General features: G+C 61.7%; 13 protein-coding genes. 2 read left to right on the top strand and 11 right to left on the bottom strand.

Translation table 11 applies throughout. The annotated features are described in order from the left end of the window. Positions 1-14: 14 nt before the first annotated feature. From ACIPZ8_RS18505 to ACIPZ8_RS18480, 6 genes are all read right to left on the bottom strand, one after another. Positions 15-899, bottom strand: coding sequence for an EcsC family protein (locus ACIPZ8_RS18505; RefSeq protein WP_400725996.1), 885 nt, complete (start codon positions 897-899; stop codon positions 15-17). Positions 900-931: 32 nt separating this feature from the next. After that, positions 932-1,057, bottom strand: a complete 126-nt coding sequence (locus ACIPZ8_RS18500) for a hypothetical protein (RefSeq protein WP_400725993.1) — start codon at positions 1,055-1,057, stop codon at positions 932-934. A gap of 398 nt (positions 1,058-1,455) precedes the next feature. Further along, on the bottom strand, positions 1,456-2,115 hold the full coding sequence (locus tag ACIPZ8_RS18495; protein WP_400725990.1) for an ankyrin repeat domain-containing protein: 660 nt from the start codon (positions 2,113-2,115) through the stop codon (positions 1,456-1,458). A gap of 11 nt (positions 2,116-2,126) precedes the next feature. Next, positions 2,127-5,537: a TM0106 family RecB-like putative nuclease gene (locus ACIPZ8_RS18490; protein WP_400725987.1), complete on the bottom strand. Its 3,411-nt coding sequence runs from the start codon at positions 5,535-5,537 to the stop codon at positions 2,127-2,129. A gap of 22 nt (positions 5,538-5,559) precedes the next feature. Next, positions 5,560-7,167, bottom strand: a complete 1,608-nt coding sequence (locus tag ACIPZ8_RS18485; RefSeq protein ID WP_400726167.1) for a hypothetical protein — start codon at positions 7,165-7,167, stop codon at positions 5,560-5,562. A gap of 141 nt (positions 7,168-7,308) precedes the next feature. Beyond that, positions 7,309-8,844, bottom strand: coding sequence for an MFS transporter (locus ACIPZ8_RS18480; RefSeq protein ID WP_400725984.1), 1,536 nt, complete (start codon positions 8,842-8,844; stop codon positions 7,309-7,311). Between the two features lie 209 nt (positions 8,845-9,053). Here ACIPZ8_RS18480 and ACIPZ8_RS18475 point away from each other — a divergent pair, with 209 nt between their 5' ends. Further along, positions 9,054-9,917, top strand: coding sequence for a LysR family transcriptional regulator (locus tag ACIPZ8_RS18475; protein WP_400725981.1), 864 nt, complete (start codon positions 9,054-9,056; stop codon positions 9,915-9,917). Between the two features lie 411 nt (positions 9,918-10,328). On the opposite strand, the gene gabP is transcribed toward ACIPZ8_RS18475, so the two are convergent. The 3 genes from gabP to ACIPZ8_RS18460 form a co-directional block, all read right to left on the bottom strand. Beyond that, positions 10,329-11,720: a GABA permease gene (gene gabP, locus ACIPZ8_RS18470; RefSeq protein ID WP_400725979.1), complete on the bottom strand. Its 1,392-nt coding sequence runs from the start codon at positions 11,718-11,720 to the stop codon at positions 10,329-10,331. Positions 11,721-12,086: 366 nt separating this feature from the next. Next, a complete protein-coding gene (locus ACIPZ8_RS18465) occupies positions 12,087-13,430 on the bottom strand; it encodes an MFS transporter (protein ID WP_400725976.1) in 1,344 nt (447 codons plus the stop codon). Between the two features lie 106 nt (positions 13,431-13,536). Next, entirely contained in the window at positions 13,537-14,487 is a 951-nt protein-coding gene (locus ACIPZ8_RS18460) for a 2-hydroxyacid dehydrogenase (RefSeq protein ID WP_400725973.1), read from the bottom strand. A gap of 99 nt (positions 14,488-14,586) precedes the next feature. Here ACIPZ8_RS18460 and ACIPZ8_RS18455 point away from each other — a divergent pair, with 99 nt between their 5' ends. Continuing rightward, on the top strand, positions 14,587-15,474 hold the full coding sequence (locus ACIPZ8_RS18455; protein ID WP_400725971.1) for a LysR substrate-binding domain-containing protein: 888 nt from the start codon (positions 14,587-14,589) through the stop codon (positions 15,472-15,474). 80 nt (positions 15,475-15,554) lie between these two features. Here the strand turns inward: ACIPZ8_RS18455 and gudD are convergent, their stop codons facing one another. Together gudD and ACIPZ8_RS18445 are read right to left on the bottom strand one after the other, a co-directional pair. Beyond that, positions 15,555-16,910, bottom strand: coding sequence for a glucarate dehydratase (gudD, locus tag ACIPZ8_RS18450; RefSeq protein WP_400725968.1), 1,356 nt, complete (start codon positions 16,908-16,910; stop codon positions 15,555-15,557). Positions 16,911-16,929: 19 nt separating this feature from the next. After that, positions 16,930-18,282, bottom strand: a complete 1,353-nt coding sequence (locus tag ACIPZ8_RS18445; RefSeq protein ID WP_400725965.1) for an MFS transporter — start codon at positions 18,280-18,282, stop codon at positions 16,930-16,932. Positions 18,283-18,310: the final 28 nt, after the last annotated feature.

Raw genomic sequence — 18,310 nt, 5'->3', positions numbered from 1 at the left:
CCAGACCGCGGCCTCTAGACTTGCCCGAGTTTTGGAAGCCCGTCGTAAACTGACTGCACTAGCTCACCACCATATTTTCTTTCGAGACGCCTGACAGTGAAGTGCCCTCTGGCCATGTCCTGAAAGTGATCCATAAATATAGTATTTATAAGCGCACCTCCTGCCGCACCAATTGCCGGAACTGCTTGCGCCGCAACCTTCTCAGTGATTTGAATACTGAATCTCTCTGCAATTGCAGCTATCAGCCTCACTAGAACAGGGGCGCTCTCCTCGGTAAGCTTTTTATTAACAAGAAACTCAGAAGCGGTCGCAACTGATTTAGCGAGGGCTGCCCTCACAGCATAATAAGTACTTTCAGCACAATCATCATCAACACTTTCACCGCCGAGTGCGAATACGGTCAGACACGCTTCTTTAGTCCCTGCTTCAGATATTGACTCGCCTTCGCTTCTTGCTATGTCAGCGATAGATCGCAACATGATCGAGGTAGAGATCGGAAGTTCGATTGCCAGAGCTGGCAATCCAAAAAAACCTCCGATCCCGCCGGTGATAGCCACTCCAAACTTATGCCAAATATTTGAGGACTCTTCACCCGGTACATCTTTCATCGTGAGAGTGGCCATATCTGACGCTTTGAGCAATGCCGTCCTTACAACATCTCCGATATTTTTATTCCAATCCTCGGGCAGCAACTCAAACCCCTTTTCTATTGGGGCACCTATAAAGTTAGTGACCTTCACAGCAACGCCAGGATTCTCCAGAAGATTTTTCGCATTCTGTAGGTCCTTCAGATCAGCATCAGAAATTTGGTCCATCACGGTAAAACCCTCGAAACCTGAACGAAGCCAGTGGAGGCCATATGATATCACTGTTTTTTTGATTCCAGCTTCAACCAGCATCTGCTTCGACTACCAGCCTCGCTGGACACACGTCAAATCGAATAGCCACCCGCCTCCCGCGCCGCTTTCTCACGCTTCATCTCGTTGTATTCGCGGTACAGCTCATACCCCTTGGTGGCGATCACGATGAACCCAATAACGGCAAAAACATTCTTCATGGCTGAATGCTCCTGATTGATCAATTTTCGCTCATACCTTAATTAAATCCGCCGCCGCGCCAGCAACTCCGCCAGCGCCCCGGCCAACCATCCCGCAGCACACACTTTCAACTCCTCACTCCCACACCTCGGGCAACGATCGCTGCACTCCCCTGGCGTCAGCGCATCACTGCGCGGCGCCACGGTTTTCGTCCAACCACATCCTTTACATTCAACGGTGAAGGGTCTGGGTTTGATTGGCATTTTCCAGCTCCTCGATTGCTACACGAACTCATTGCCAAGACCGCCTTCATCTACAGGGTTTAGCTAGCTCAATCTGCTCATCGCTCTTGAATAACTTATCTTTGAAACTCGCGACGTGGGACTTCGTGGCTAGTCGCTGGCCGGCAAACACTCGATCAGCTGCGCCAGTGGCTGCTCATCGTGGCAAGCATCTGCTGCCAGATACGTGCCGCCCGCAAATAGTTGTCGATTTCCCCGATTAGAAGCTGTGCGGCAATATCGTGATGCCCCGCCAGAACGGCAATATTTCGCGCCGTATGCCCTTCGTTGTTCTTCGCGTTCAGATCGAGGCAGAACTTGCTGAAGTGCTTTACAAAGTAGTTCGCCGCCTTGCTTTGGCCATGCGCGACTAGCCAATGCAGTGGCGTATTACCCGCCACGTCGCGGTCGTTCAGGCTACGGCCCTGCTGATATCGCTTGGCAAGCGTTTTTATGATGCCTTGCCTGCCAGGCAAGCGGGCAAAGTTGTCCGGGCTCAGAAAGCTGCCGAGCCCTTTCCAGTCCAGCAGCGCCTTGTCCCCTTCCGCACCCAGGGTCTCCAACCGCTCGATCCAGGCAGTTCGGCCAAGCCGGTAGGCGATGTCCAGGGGCGTGCTCTCGGCGCCGTCGCGGTCATTCATCGCCGCAGGGGCAAGGGACCGAAGGTGCGACAGATCGTCGAGCAACACGGCAACATGCCAGCCTCCAATTTCAAGCGCCAGCAGGTCGTCGACACTGAATCGCGTTATCTTCAATGCCTCTTCCAACACGGTAAGCAAGCCAGGTGGATAGCTCACGGCCCAACGCCTCACGACCCCAATTCACACGCAGCGGGCAGGCCTTGCTGTTGCCCGTACCGGGTCGCCATGCACAAGCCGTTGACCAAGCTCATGTCTTGCGGCGTCAGGCAGCGGACGGCTGTCAGTGCCGGGCTGGCAACGATGCAGGCCAGCGTCTTGGCTCGGCTGACCGCCACATTCAAACGATTTTTCGAGTACAGGAAGCCAATGTCCCTCGGCAGGTAGTCTTCATTCGACGTCGCCATAGACACGATGACAATTTCAGCTTCTTGCCCCTGAAACTTGTCCACGGTGCCAACGCGCGCGCCCGCTGGGAGCACTTGCTTCAGCAGTTGTACCTGCAGATTGTAAGGCGCCACGACCAGGATGTTTTCCAGGCACAGTACACGCTCCACACCGGTTTTATCTACATATCGCTGGCGCAGAAAATACGTGTACAGCGCTTTGACGTAGGCAGCTTCTTCATCGGAACTCTGGCCGTTGCCGTCATGCTCGACAGGGCAGAACAACAACCCGCTGGCCGGTACTTCCGGTCGCTCCCCATCGAGCAGCAACAACTGCCGCTCGGTACCTGGCGCCGATGAAAGCTGACCTTCGTACACCGCCTGGGAGATGAAAGAGCAAACCTGGGGATGCATCCGCCAGGTCTGCGCCAGGAACACTCCTCGGTCAGGTGCGATGGCGGGCGTGCCGTCCAGCAGGTAGTCGAGGATGGAGTCACCGGAGCGGCCCGGGTGCACGCCCTGCACGGGTTGCGACAATTGCATCTGGTCACCCATCAAGACGATGTTACGGGCCGCCATGCCCATGGTGACCAGGTTCGCCACACTCACCTGGCCGGCTTCATCGATGAACAGGTAGTCCAACTGTTCGGTGAAGCTCGCGTCGGCAAACAGCCAGGCAGTACCGGCGGTCAAGTTGATATCCGGCCCCCAGTTGTCGAGAAACTCTTTTTTCTCCTCAATGGAGCGGATGCAACGGCCGATGAATTCTGTGCCCTCGCCTTCCGATGACTTTTTCAGCCCCTTGAATGTAACGCCCTCCACGTGTGCACGTGCCTCGACAGCCATCAGGAGGTTGTTGATGGCATAGTGCGAATTGGAGGTGACCCCGATACGCTTGCCGGCTTTGAGCAGGTCAACGATCACCTGCGAGCCGGTGTAGGTCTTGCCGGCACCTGGCGGCCCCTGAATGAACAGCACACTGTCCTCGAGGTTGCGCACCACCTGCTTGATGGCATCGGTCGTTGCCAGGTTTGGATCAAGCAGAGGCGCACCCGGCTCGACACCTTTGACCCGCGGTGCGCGTCGATGGAGGAAGTCCATCACCGCCTGGAAGCGGTGCTCTCCTGCCAAGACGCTGTCGGCATAGCGAAACAATGCATCGCGCAGCACGGCTGACGGGATCGGCCTGCCGGGGATCATGTCAAAGGCTTCCGGTGGCGCCTTTTTCGCGGTGGCCTTGAATGTCGCCAGGCACGCGTCATTGTCCAGGCTGACCAATTGCACACTGGCCAACGATTCTGCAATGACCCCTTGGGAGCCGGAGCGCATCTTGCTTTCCTGTGGCTCGAAACTGTACTCGAACAGGAACGAACTCTTGATGGGTACCGGCAGTGTTTTAGTGCGGTGCAAACCGGCGAGGCTCTCGATATCCTCCAGCAACTCCTCGGTCGTCATGTCCTGGCGGCTGAACAACTGCCACCACACCGGCTTTTCTGCCCGGCGGTAGAAATCGAGCAACTGGAAGGTCAGCACTCGAACCTGATCCTCGTCGCTCAGGGCGCAGCCCTCAGGCGGCAAGCCCGCAAGCAGTCGATCACGATAGTGTGCCAGCCGAACCTCGATCTCCTTTTGCTCCGCTACGGCTTTCTCGCCTTCGGCTTGCGGCACAAAAGCTGGCCCCGCGTCCGACGGGCTGATGCTCGAAAGCCAGTTGCGCAGCAGATAGGTAGAGCGCACATCGTCTTCGTTGTAGCGCTCGATCTGCTCGAGCAGTGCCGCCTCACGGGTCTCTTTCCAGCGCTCATAGAACACGATGCTCGCACCGGCATTGGTCACGTCGCCGTCTCGCTTTGCCATGTAGAAGTGCTCGATGTACTTGATCGAGTAACTGGGTTCCGACACACGGATCGCTTCGCGCACCACCTTGTAAAGGTCGATCAGTTTGCCATTGCGCAGCAGCCAATCCACCTGCGCCTCGCGCGTACCGTGCTGGCTCATCAGGCGCTTGATAGCCGTTTCTTCATAGCTGGCATAGTGGTAGACATGTGCGTTGGGGTAACGCTCGAGGTGCGCGATGATCCAGTCGATGAACTGCTCGAACGCGATCTTTTCTTCGTCCCGGCTGTTCGCCCAAAAAGCTTTGAAGGTTTGCTCACCGCCTTCGTCTATATACAGGCCGAAGAGATACTCCAGGCCGCCCTCCTCCAGAGGATTGCCTTCCATATCGAAGAACAGATCACCCTCGACCGCAGGCGGCAGCCGGCCAAAGCCACGCCGATGCCCCATGACCGGCAACAGCTCGTACAACGGGGTATCGCTGGAGCGCCCCTGAAACTGCAGTCGCGCCTGATGGCGTAACTTGTTCAGCGACTCCACTTGCAGCTTGGGGATGCGCAAGCCATCGCCACTGGCCGCCAACTGTTGCAACGTGGTCACACCGCCAGCCTGCAATTTGTTGATTTGCGAGCGGCTGATACCGGCGACTGCCGAAAGGTGATCATCCTGCAGGCGTTGTTCGGTACAGCGATCACGCCACCCACAAAAACCACAATGTCCGCACGGTTCCGGGTATGTGTCCCATTGTCCGTCACTGCTCACGAACGCCGTGAAGCGCTGCAGCACCTGTTCCAGATAATCAGCGTAATCGGCTACCCGATAGGCCTGCTCGGTACGCGCGGTATCACCCAGCACGATGTACATGAACTGCGGCTGTACGCCCTGAATCGCAATCAGCATTCTCGAATAGAGCGCAACCTGTACCAGGAACTTGGTCTTTGCGCTCTTGGCCAGCTTGGTGTCGATCACTTCATAGCTGTGGCCACCCAGCGCCGACGGCCGCGGCACTTTGCGCAGGAAGTCGGCATGCCCGATAAAGGCGCCTTCCTGAAGCGACGCCTGAAAGATGATGTCCGCACCCGCCTTCATGGCCTCGATGGTCAGCGCCACCCGCCGTGCGAAACTCGGGTTGCCCTCGGCGATATCGACGACGTGGGCATGACGACTTTTGAGCCGTTCGAGAAATGCCGTTTCATGGGCGAGCCCTTTGTCCTGGATCAAGCGGTTCTGGTCGCTTGCCGGCGCTTTTTCCATCGGCGCGACCAGGTGCTGCAGGTCCAGCGCTGTCAGATGCCGGCATTCCAGATAGCCGCAGATGTCCGAGGCGGAATACAGCTGAAGACCGTTTCGAGTTTGCATGGTGTATTCCGTCCGGTGGGGCTCAGGCGTCGAGCGAACAACCCTGGTAGAACTGCTCGAACAAGGGCGTCGGCAAGTGGTGCGCGTCGAGCAGGCCGAAGTGCTTGCCCACGTTGCGCCCCACGGCCATGAGTGTTCTTGCGGAATTGTCGGTTCCGGCATAGCCAGCATTCACAATGTATTCGACACGCCCCTTGCCACTCTCCGCGCGGGCATAGGCATTGCCGGTGATCAACACATCCACCAGGCAAACACTGACGCGCTCGTCACCCACCGTAAACGGTTCAAGCGTTTCGCTCGACAAGGCCGCCCGCAGTCCGTCCTCGCCACCAGCAACAATGCGCTCCAGGGCGGCCAGCGAGCGGCCGAACAAGTCGAACTCGGCAATGGAAAACGGGAAGCAGTAGTCCTGTGCAGTCGCACGCGAAAGCGCTTTCTCGTTACGCGGCTTGGCCACCAGCCAGTCAACGAACGCGTCTTTGTTGTCGGGCGCACCGCTGCGACGGAAGCTCAGGTAGTCACTGAGCACCTGGCCAAAGGGGTGGCCCGTGGGCACCCAACCGATATTGCCAGGCTCGCGCAGCGATACTTCGCCCTGCTCGCCAACAGTCTTGGCCTCAGGTACTGGCGTCAGGCCAAAGCAGCGAAGGTCATAGCCGAGCATGAACAGGCTCGCCTCGAACGCGTGGCAACACGCAGGCATCGCTCCTTGCTCGGCAAACCAGCCAGTGCGCGCGAGCAACGCACGCGCAATCCACCCCAAGCGCACCTGCCAACGCGCCCACTCGGCGTATTCGAGCGCAGAAAACTGCGGCGCTGCCAAACTGTTCGCAAACGCCCCAGGGTTACGGATCTGGTCGCCGCGCGCGCTGCCAGACGGGAACTTCAGCAGGGGCTTTCCACGCCCAGCCCACTGCTGACGGAACAGCGAATACAACATCGCCATCGCAGCACCGACACGGCTGTCGTAGATGGGCGAGCCCGTCAGATCGAGCAAGGCGTGAATCTTGGTCAGGCCCGAGTCAAAACGCTCGACACTGTTCGCGTCGAGGTCATCCAGGTCATTGTCAGCTTCGAGCGACATGAGCCCTGCCATCGTTTTCAGGTAGTTCGACAATTCGCCCTCTGCTGCCAGGCGGTGCAGGAACACAATGGCGCCGCGCACGCCGCCCCAGCGCAGAATCTGCAAACAGGCCTGAAGCGCTTGTTGCTCATCACCGGCATTGACTGCAGCCGACAACCACTCACGCAGTTGCCCAAGCGAACGCTGGGTCTGCCCCCAGGTTTCAGAGTCGACCGCATGCTGATTGGCGTCGCGCCAGCTTGCCTTCCAGCGGTAGTGCTCAAGTACCTGCTCGATCCCCTGCACATCGACCGCCAGGCCACCGGGCACGAACTTGCTGGACTTGAAGCGCAGCTTGAACGTGAGCACCGGCAAGTTGACTGCCAGCCATGCAATGAAAGCCTCGACTTCAGGTTGTGCCAGGAACTCTTCACGCTTCATGCGGGCCGCCTTGCGGGTAGTATCGAATAGCCATACCCTAAGCAAAATGACCTGCCTCGTCCACGTTGTCTGTTCATACAGGTAAACAATTGGAGCAGGTTTGAATGCCCTGGCCAGGGCGGGCACCAGTGCCAACTGTTATTCAGTTATGGGCCTGTAAAGTTTACAGACACATACAGTCTCTTTACGTACCTCCAACGCCCACCTCATGGACCATCAGGCACTCATGAAAGCGTTTGGGCAGTTGTTCGCCCGACAATGGACGACTCAACGGCATGCTCGCACAATACGCGCCTGCACCTGTGGAAGCGGCCGGCTCAGTAGCAGGCCGACCACCACCGCCAGCAGCAACGCGGAAACTCCGGCAACCTGCAACAACGCCTCGAACCCACCCATGAACGCCTCACGCGCCAACGGCGCCGCCGCATCGCGCAAGCCCGGTGGGAGCAATGCCAATGCCGCCTGCAAATCCCCCGCAGCAACCCGCGTGGCCATCTCTCCCACCCTATCCATCTGCTCAGGCGCCAACCCCGCCATGTCCTCTCGCAACAACTGCCCACTACGCGCAGCCAACACACCCCCAAGCACTCCAATCGCCAACACAATCCCCCCAAACCGCGTAGTCGTACTCAACCCCGAAGCCATCCCCGTCCGCTCCCGCGGCACACACGCCATGATGTTCTTCTGCGTATCCCCATTAAGCAGCCCAGCCCCCGCCCCCAACACCAGACTGGCCAAGGCAAACGCCCCATACCCCCCAACCCCCACAGCCCAGGCACACAGCAAATTCCCCACCCCCACCAACACCAGCCCCAGGGCAAACACCTGCGCCGGGCTCAACCGCCCAGCCAACCGCATCCCCCACCGCGGCGTCAGCAACATCGCCAGCGCAAACGGCAACATCCCCGCCCCTGCCGCCAGCGCCGACAACTGCAACCCGTTCTGCAGATACAACGGCAACAACGTCATCATCACCTGCGCACAAGCTGCATAGGCGAACATCCCCAGCAAGGCCCCGATGAAGCGCCCGCTGCGCATCAGTTGCAGGTCGATCATCGGCCGTTCCTGGCTCCGCTCGACCATGATGAACAGCCCAAACAGGAACGCGCTGATCAGCAGCCGACCGAGCGTATCGACACTGGTCCACCCCACCTGGTTGGCGTCGATCATCGCCCAGATCAGGCAGCCCAGGCTGCCGGCGAAGGTCAGGCTGCCCATCGGGTCGAGCCGTGCGGCGTCACTGTCACGAGACTCTTCGATACTGCGCAGCACCATCAGCGCCAGCACCGCCACCAGCGGCAGGTTGATGTAGAAGATCCAGCGCCAGCCGAGGGTGCTGGCGATCACGCCGCCGAGCAGGGGCGCGAAGGTGATGGTCGCGCCCATGCAGGCGCCCCAGAACGCCCAGGCGCGCATGCGCGCTTGCGGTTCGTGGAAGCGGTGGCCGATGGCGGCCAGGGCCGAGGTCAGCAGCATGGCCGCGCCTATGCCTTTGGCTGCCCGGGCCAGATCGAGGAACAACAGGCTGGGGGCGGCGCCACAGGCCAGCGAGGCGATGCCGAACACGGCCAGGCCGATCAGCAGCATGCGCTGGCGACCGAAGCGGTCGGCCAGGCTGCCGGCGGGCAGCAGGCAGGCGGCGAAGGCCAGCAGGTAAGCGCTGACCACCCATTCGATATCGGCGAACGAACCGGACAGGTCGCGGGCGATGCTGGGCAGGCTGACGGCGACGATGTTGGTGTCGAGGATGATCAGGGCGCAGACCAGGGAGGCGGTGAGCAGGGTGAAGCGGGCTGAGGGCATCGGTGGGCTCCGGTAATTGGTTTTCTGCCAGATCGCGGGGGCTGCTTTGCAGCCCATCGCAGGCAAGCCAGCTCCTACAGGGTGGGAGCCGCGCTTGCTGGCGATGGACCGCGCAGCGGTCCCCTGCAGGTTGGAATCACCTTAATGCCTTCAGGCGCGAAGCTTGTTAGCCTCAAGGGACCGCGTCATTAGCTTGCAGGTAACACCGCATGGAGATTCGCCACTTCCGCTACTTCCTCTGCGTCGCCCGCCACGGTCACTTCACCCGTGCCGCCGAGCAGCTGGGCATCGCCCCGCCCACCCTCAGCCGGCAGATCCAGGACATGGAGCGCGAGCTGGGCGTGCGGCTGTTCGAGCGCAACCAGCGCGAAGTGAACCTCACAGCCGCGGGCCAGGCATTGCTGATCGAAGCCGAGCAGGCGGTGCGCCAGTTCGATGCCGCGCAGCTGGGCGCCCAGCGTGCCGGGCGGGGTGAAAGCGGGCGTATCGAGCTGGGCTATGTGGCGTCGGCGGCGTACTCGGGCATGTTGCAGCGGCAGGTGGTCAGCTTCAGCGATGCGCACCCCGGGGTGCGCCTGAATATCCGTGAGCTGCCCATGACCGAGCTGCCGGGCATGGTGCGTGATGGCCTGCTCGACCTGGCTTATGTGCGCTCGCCGATGGAGCTGCCAGAAGAACTCGAAGCCATCGCCCTGCATCAGGAAGGCTTCGTGCTCGCCCTGCCCGCCAGTTCGCGGATCAACGAACTGGCGCAGATTCCTGCAGCGCGCCTGGCCAACGAGACCTTCATCCTGCCCGAGCAAATTTCCGGCACGCTGGAGGTGGCTGCGCAGGGTGGCTTCGTCCCACGGCTGGGGCCGCAACCGGGCAGCCTGGTGGCGGTGATTACCTTGGTTTCGCTGGGGCAAGGGATCGCCGTGGTGCCGGAGTCGGTGGTGCAGCGCATCAGCCTGCCGCAGGTGAACTACCGGCGGATTGCCGATTGCCAGGCCAGCTCTTGGTTGAGCCTGGTCCATCGGCGCTTTGAGAAAGCGCCTGCAGTGAATAGGTACATCGAAATGGTAGGAGACTAGGTCTCGTGGAATTTGTCTCAGCGCTGATGAGACTTTTATCGCTGCCAGGTGTTCACCGCAACATTTTCAGCGCCTACCAGATCGAGCGCCGCCCGCGCGGCGCATCGCGGATAAATCCGCTCCTACATTTGTTGCAACGTGGCCATGCCTGTGGGGCCATGGTTGTCAGCCGGTCTGCAAGACGCAAGACATGCGCCAAGGCTGGCAACCATGGCGTTACAGGTTCGGCACGTTGCAACAAATGTAGGAGCGGATTTATCCGCGATGCGCCGCGCGGGCGGCGCTCGATCTCATAGGCGCTGAAGGATTCATGGCGAACACATTCCCGCCCCTTCACATTTCCGGACCGAACAAAAAAACAAGGGCACCCATCCACTGGTGCCCTTGCCCTTTGTTGCAAGGTGAACTCAATCACCCCATCGACCGCGCCCCCACCGTTTGCGCATGGCCCCGCGAGGTGACGATCCCCAGGAAGGAAATCACGATCGCCAGGCCCAAGGTCGAACTCACTTCCGCCCGGTGTTCAGGCGTGTACATCATCACCGCCAGCGCGCCGGCGATGAAGATGATCACCGCCCAGGTCAGGTACGGGAACAGCCACATGCGGAACTTCAACTCGGTGTTCTCGCGCTCCAGGCGGCGGCGCATGCGCAGCTGGGAGATGGCGATGACCATGTACACCAGCAGCGCAATGGCGCCGGAGCTGGCCAGCAGGAACTCGAACACGCCCTTGGGTGCGAAGTAGTTCAACACGGCAATGGCGGCGCCGATCAGGGTGCTGCCGAACACCGCTGCGCGCGGCACGCCGACCTTGGAGGTTTTGTTGAGAAACGCCGGTGCGTCGCCGCGCTTGGCCAGCGAGTACATCATCCGCGAGGCGATGTAGATCGACGAGTTCATGCAGCTGGTCACCGCCACCAGCACCACCAGGTCGACCATGAACGCAGCGTTGGGGATGTTCATGATCTCCAGCGCGCGCTGATACGAACCTACCACTGCCAGCTGCGGGTCGTTCCACGGCACCACCGAGATGATCACGAAGATCGACAGGATGTAGAAGGTGCTGATGCGCCAGATCACCGAGCGGGTGGCCTTGGCGATGTTGCGCGACGGGTCGCTGGACTCGGACGCGGCGATGGTCACGGCCTCGGTGCCGATGAAGCTGAACATCACGGTGATGAACGCGCCGATCACTGCCGACCAGCCTTTCGGCGCGAAGCCGCCATGTTCGGCCATCAGCCCGCTCAGGCCGCTGACTTCACGGTTGGGCAGCCAGCCCATCAGCGCGGCGAAACCGAGGCCGATGAAGCCGAGAATCGCCGTGACCTTGAGGATGGCGAACCAGAACTCGAACTCGCCGTACTTGGCCACGCTGAACAGGTTGGTGCCCGCCAGCAACAGCACCGAAGCGAGGGCGAAGATCCAGCTGGGGATATCGGGGAACCAGGCGTTGAGCACATGCCCCGCCGCCAGTGCCTCGATCGGGATCACCAGCACCCAGAACCACCAGTACAACCAGCCGATGGTATAGCCGGCCCAGCGGCCGATGGCCTGGTCAGCGTAGGTGGAGAACGATCCAGTGTCCGGGTGTGCCACGGCCATTTCGCCGAGCATGCGCATGACCAGTACCACCAGGGTTCCGGCCACGAAGTACGAAAGAATGGTGGCTGGCCCGGCCGCCGCGATGGCGTGCCCGGAGCCTACGAAAAGTCCGGCACCGATGATGCCCGCGATGGACAGCATCGTTACATGACGTGGCTTGAAACCTTGTGCAAGGTTGCCATCAGATCCCACGGTGTTCATTGATCTTGTTCTCTTTTTGCTGACACAAGGAAGGACGGGCAGGCGTAGGCGAAAAATATCTCCTTTGAAATCAATAAGTCGACACGTTTCTGGTGCGCTGTTGTTGATCTTTGGCACACGTCACAGAGCAAGATGCCGGTGTGGTTCGGGCTTCATTTAAGCCTCGCGAGGCTGCGGGAAATTACACGAGAACGCCTCGGAACTGTTCGATCACGACAGCGCATTTCCATAAACGCCAGATGTCGCGAATGGCATGTCCGATCACGCCAGCGGGCCATCTGGCGCTTTCGTTTTCCATTTGAATGTGTTTTCACCAGGCACAAAAAAGCCCCGGTCTCCCGGGGCCTCTGTTGCTCAGGCGTCTGCCTACGCCTGCCCGGTACGCTCGAAGCGCCTGGCCAGCAACAGGTAAGCGAAGATCCCCAGCACGCCATGGGCGGCCACGAACCAGAGTGCGTTGTGGAACGAGCCGGTGCTCGCCACCACATAACCGATCACCAGCGGGGTGACGATGCCGGCGATGTTGCCGATGCCGTTGAACACGCCACCGCACAGGCCGACCATCTTCTTCGGCGCCACGTCCGACAGCACCGCCCAGCCCACCGCCGCCAGGCCCTTGCCGAAGAAGGCCAGGGTCATCAGGGCGATCACTGCGGCGTTGCCCTCCACATAGTTGGCCAGCACCAGGCTGGTGGACAGCGCCATGCCTATCACGAACGGGGTCTTGCGTGCCTTGGACGGGTGCACGCCGCGGCGGATCAGCCAGTCCGAAACGAAGCCGCCGAGAATGCCGCCGGTGAAGCCGCAGATGGCTGGCAGCGCAGCGACCCAACCGGCCTCCATGATGGTCATGCCACGGCCCTTGATCAGGTAGATCGGGAACCAGGTGATGAAGAAGTAGGTGAGCGCGGTGATGCAGTACTGGCCCAGGTACACCGCCCACAGGTTGCGGCTGGTGAACAGTTGCGCGATCTCGGCGCGGGTGGGTTTGCTCTTGGCGGTCTTGCGTTCCTTTTCCAGGTCGACCAGGGCGCCGCCTTCGCGCATGTAGTCCAGCTCTTCGCGGCTCAGCCCCGGTGCGCTGTGCGGTTCGTGATAAAGGCGGAACCACACCACGCTCAGCACCAGCCCCAGCACGCCCATCCAGATGAACACCTGCTCCCAGCTCAGGGTATGGGTCATCCACGCCATCAGCGGGGCGAACACCACCACGGCCATGTACTGCGCCGAGTTGAACAAGGCAGAGGCCGTGCCGCGCTCACGGGTGGGGAACCAGCAGCTGACAATACGCGAGTTGGCCGGGAACGCCGGTGACTCCACCAGGCCGAGCATGAAGCGCATGGAGAACAGCGCCACCGCCGCTGAAACACCGGCCAGCCCCAGCCAGCCGACCGTGCCTTGCAGCAGGGTGAACAGAGACCAGAGGATCAGGCTGACGCCATACACCCAGCGCGCGCCGAAGCGGTCGAGCAACCAGCCGCCGGGGACCTGGCCCAGGGCGTAGGCCCAGGCGAAGGCCGAGAAGATCATGCCCAGCATCACCGGGTCCAGGCCCAGGTCTTTCAGGACTTCGGTGCCGGTGATCGACAAAGTGGCGCGGTCGGCGTAGTTGATCACGGTGATGACGAAGATCAGCGCCAGGACCAGGAAGCGATGGCGACCGATCCCGGCCACGGCCTGCGGTGCGGCGACGGCGGATTTGCTGTTCATGTGGACCCTCTTGCTTCTCGGTGGAAGCGATTGTTCTTGTGCGGAGAAGGTGTGGCCTTGTGTTGCCTGTGCAGGCCTCTTCGCGGGGCAAGCCCGCGAAGAGGCCCTAGTGGTCGATCACCCGATTCGGCGGCACCTCGCCTCGAAAACAGGCTGCAAGGTTGTTCAACACCATGCGCCCCATCTCCAACCGGGTCTGCAGCGTGGCGCTGCCGCGATGCGGCTGCAGTGCGACCTGGTTCAGGTCACGCAATGCCGGCGGGACATACGGCTCATCAACGAACACATCCAACCCGGCCCCGGCGATGCGCTGTTCACGCAACGCCTCGACCAGCGCGTCCTCGTCAACCAACTTGCCGCGCGCCACGTTGACCAGGTACCCCTCCGGCCCCAGTGCATCGAGCACCTCGGCCGTCACCAGTACCTGGCCGCCATCAGCGGAAGCCGCCACCACCAGCACATCCACCGAGCGCGCCAGCTCGACCAGATCGGCCTCGTAGCGGTAACCGGTTTCTGGCTGCTCGCGCCGCCCGTTGTAGGCAATGCGCATGTCGAATGCAGCGGCGCGCCGTGCGATAGCCTTGCCCACCTCGCCAAGCCCGACGATGCCCAGTTCGATACCGCTGACCTTGCGCGCCAAGGGCAAGTTGACCGTGCCCCACAAACCGTCGCGCACCATCCGCTCACCCTCGCCCAGGCGGCGCAGGGTGCTGATGATCAGGCCCATCGCCAGGTCGGCCACATCGGCAGTCAGCACGCCGGGTGTGGTGGTGACGTGAATGTTGCGGCGGGCCGCGTGGCGCAGGTCCACGGCGTCGGTGCCGATACCGCTGATGGCGATGATCTCAAGGGCGGGCAGCTGCTCCATCAGCGCGTTCGACAAGCCCTTGGCGCCGCCAGTGACCACCGCGCGAATGCGCGGGCCAATTTCGGCGAGCAGCTGTTGCGGGTGGTCATGCTGATACAGCCGATGTACCTGGTAGGCACTGACCAGCTGGGCATCGATGGCCTCGGGTACGGGCTGGGTCAGCAACAGGTCGATGGGGTTGTTGTTCATCCTGGGCATCCGGCAGTTCAAAGACATGACTCGATGCTAGGCCCGCATTTGATACAGGTCTAATATAGATGCTGGATCGAATAATTCAGGAATTGAATCATGGAGCTGCACCAGTTGCGCTGCTTCGTCGCCGTCGCCGAAGAGCTGCATTTCGGCCGCGCCGCCACCCGCCTGCACATGACCCAGCCGCCGCTGAGCCGGCAGATCCAGCTGCTGGAGCATTCCCTTGGGGTGCTGTTGCTGGAGCGCAACAACCGCCAGGCGCGCCTGACCCTGGCCGGGCAAGGCTTTCTCGAAGATGCCCGGCGCATCCTGCAGGTCGCCGAATCGGCCAGCCAGTCGGCGCGGCGTATTGCCCATGGCGAAGCCGGCCGCCTGACCCTGGGCTTCACCGCCGTTGGCGCCTACAACATGATCCCACGCTTGCTGGTACATGCCGGGCAGACCTTGCCGGACATCGAGCTGGTGCTCAGCGAACGGGTCTCGTCCACCCAGGTGCATGACCTGGAAGCTGGCCTGATCGATGTCGGCCTGGTGCGCCAGGTGCTGCCCAGCGCGCGCGTGGAGTACCTGCCGATCCACCGCGAACCCTTCGTCGCCGCCCTGCCCGCCGGGCATGTGCTGGCGGCACGCGAGCGGCTCAGGCCGAGCGATTTCGACAAGCAGCCGTTCGTGATGTACAGCGCCAACGAAGGGCGGTATTTCCATGACCGTATCGCCAACCTGTTTGCCCGGCATGAGGTGCAGCCGCGGTACCTGCATCAGCTGGGGCAGACGCATTCGATCCTGGGCCTGGTCAATGTCGGGCTGGGCTGTGCGGTGGTGCCGGCTTCGGCGCAGGCTTTGCGGCTGGAACAGGTGGTGTTCAGGCCGTTGGTGGGGATGGAGCAGCAGGCGGAGATCTTTCTGGCGTTTTGCCGGGATAACCCGAACCCGGTGCTGGGGGGCTTTGTAGCGATGGCGCGGGCGTTCTTCGAGGCTGAATGACCTGAGCTGCACTGCTTTTTGTAGGAGCGGCCCTTTCGCGACACAAGGCCGCTCCTACAGGCGCCGGCAGGCCCGATGTTTTAGCGCACCAGGCAAGGCCGCTTGTTGTCGAAGCTCCAACCGGGAATCAGGAACTGCATCGCCACGCTGTCATCCCGCGCCCCCAGGCCCATGTTGCGGTAGCACTCATGGGCCTTGGCCAGTTGGTCTTCATCCAGCTCCACCCCCAGCCCCGGCCGCGCTGGCACCCGCACATGGCCGTCGACGATGCGCAGCGGCTCACGGGTCAGGCGCTGGCCGTCCTGCCAGATCCAGTGGGTATCGATGGCGGTGATTTCACCCGGCGCCGCCGCGGCCACCTGGGTGAACATCGCCAGCGAAATGTCGAAGTGGTTGTTCGAGTGCGAGCCCCAGGTCAGGCCCCAGTCGTTGCACATCTGCGCCACCCGCACCGAACCCTGCAAGGTCCAGAAGTGCGGGTCGGCCAGGGGGATGTCCACCGACTGCAGCTGGATCGCATGGCCCATCTGCCGCCAGTCGGTGGCGATCATGTTGGTGGCCGTCGGCAGGCCGGTGGCACGACGGAACTCGGCCATCACCTCACGGCCCGAGTAGCCGTTCTCGGCACCGCACGGGTCTTCGGCGTAGGCCAGCACATCGTGCTTGTCGCGGCACAAGGCGATGGCTTCTTTCAGCGACCAGGCGCCGTTCGGGTCGAGGGTGATACGCGCTTCGGGGAAGCGTTCGGCCAGGGCCGTTACCGCTTCCATTTCCTCCTCGCCACGCAACACGCCCCCCTTGAGCTTGAAGTCGCTGAAGCCATAACGCTGCTTGGCGGCTTCCGCCAGGCGCACCACGGCTTCCGGGGTCAGGGCCTTTTCGTGGCGCAGGCGGAACCAGTCGTCGTCGGCATCGGCTTCATTGCGGTAGGCCAGGTCGGTCTGCTGGCGGTCGCCGATGTAGAACAGGTAGCCGAGCATCTTCACCGCTTCGCGCTGCTGGCCTTCACCCAGCAGTGCCGCCATCGGTACGTTGAGGTGCTGGCCGAGCAGGTCGAGCAGCGCCGACTCGATGGCGGTCACTGCATGCACGGTGATACGCAGGTCGAAGGTCTGCAGGCCGCGGCCAGCGGAGTCACGGTTGGCGAAGGTCTGGCGCATGGCATTGAGCACGCGCTGGTAATGGCCGATCGGCTGGCCGACCACCAGGCTGCGGGCGTCTTCCAGGGTCTGGCGGATCTTCTCGCCACCGGGCACTTCGCCCAGGCCGGTATTGCCGGCGCTGTCGCGCAGCACCACGACGTTGCGGGTGAAGTACGGGCCATGGGCGCCACTGAGGTTGAGCAGCATGCTGTCGTGGCCGGCGACGGGGATCACGCGCAGCTCGGTGACGACCGGGGTGCTGGTGTGAACGGCGGGATTGGTCTGCATGTTCATGGTTGTTGTCTCGCAGTCATCAGTGGGTCTGGCCCAAGGCCGAAGGCGCCTTGAGGTCGTCAGAAGGAGCGCCCTTCGGGCGAATGCGTACGAAGAAGATGGCGATCGCCGCCAGCACCGAGGTCACGGCCAGGCCATACAGCCCGCCCTGGATCGACCCGGTCTGCTGTTCGAGCAGGCCGAAGGTGGTGGGGGCGACGAAGCCGCCGAGGTTACCGACCGAGTTGATCAGCGCGATCACGGCCGCGGCGATACGGGCGTCCAGGTAGCCTTGCGGAATCGGCCAGAACAGCGACGAGGCCGACTTGAAGCCGATGGCGGCGAAGCACACAGCGACGAAGGCGAACACCGGGCCACCGGTGGTGGACATGAACATGCCGATGGCGGCGACTATCAAGGCACCGGCCACCCAGGCCTGCTGGAACTTCCAGCGCGTGGAGCCGGCAGCGAAGGCATACATGGCGATGATCGAGATCAGCCACGGGATCGAGTTGAAGAAGCCGACCTGCAGGTCGCTGAGGTCGCCCATGCGCTTGATGATGCTTGGCAACCAGAAGGTGGCGGCGTAGATGGTCAGCTGGATGCAGAAGTAGATCAGGCAGAACAGCACGATCTGGCGGTCCTTGAGCAGGCTCCAGGCCGAAGGCTTCAGTGCACCGACGGCTTCGCGTTCGAGCTGCTCGCGGTCGATGGTCGCCACCAGCGCGTCCTGTTCGGCCTGGCTCAGCCACTTGGCATCCTGCGGCTTGGAATCGAGCCAGAAGAACACGAAGAAGCACAGGGTCACCGAGGCCATGCCTTCGATGAACAGCATCCACTGCCAGCCGTGCAGGCCCAGGCCCTGGATCTGCATCAGCGCGCCGGCCAGCGGCCCGGAAATCAGCGAAGCCAGGGCCGAACCGCTGAGGAAGATGGCAATCGCCTTGCCGCGCTCGGCGGCCGGCAGCCAGCGGGTGAAGTAGTAGATCACGCCGGGGAAGAAGCCCGCCTCGGCCACGCCCAGCAGGAAGCGCAGCACATAGAACTGGGTTTCGTTCTGGACAAAGGCCATGGCGGTGGCCACCAGGCCCCAGGTGAACATGATGCGGGTCAGCCACAGCCGCGCACCGACCTTTTGCAGCAGCATGTTCGAGGGCACCTCGAACAGCGCGTAGCCGATGAAGAACAGCCCGGCGCCGAAACCAAAGGCAGCTGCACTGATGCCCAGGTCGCTTTCCAGGTGCGGGCGGACGAAGCCGATGTTGACGCGGTCGAGGTAGTTGACGATGAACATGATGACGAACAGCGGCAGGACGTGGCGCTTGACCTTGGCCACGGCACTGGCCAAAGCGTCGCCTTCATTCCGGGCAGACGGAGCGAGGGTGTCGTTCACTTGTGGATCTCCCACTAATTGTTTTTGT

Origin of the sequence: Pseudomonas sp. NPDC089422 (assembly GCF_044749405.1) — a bacterium.
Lineage (GTDB): Bacteria > Pseudomonadota > Gammaproteobacteria > Pseudomonadales > Pseudomonadaceae > Aquipseudomonas.
The sequence above is the reverse complement of the archived record's forward strand: the minus strand, read 5'-3'. Positions and strand labels throughout refer to the sequence as shown.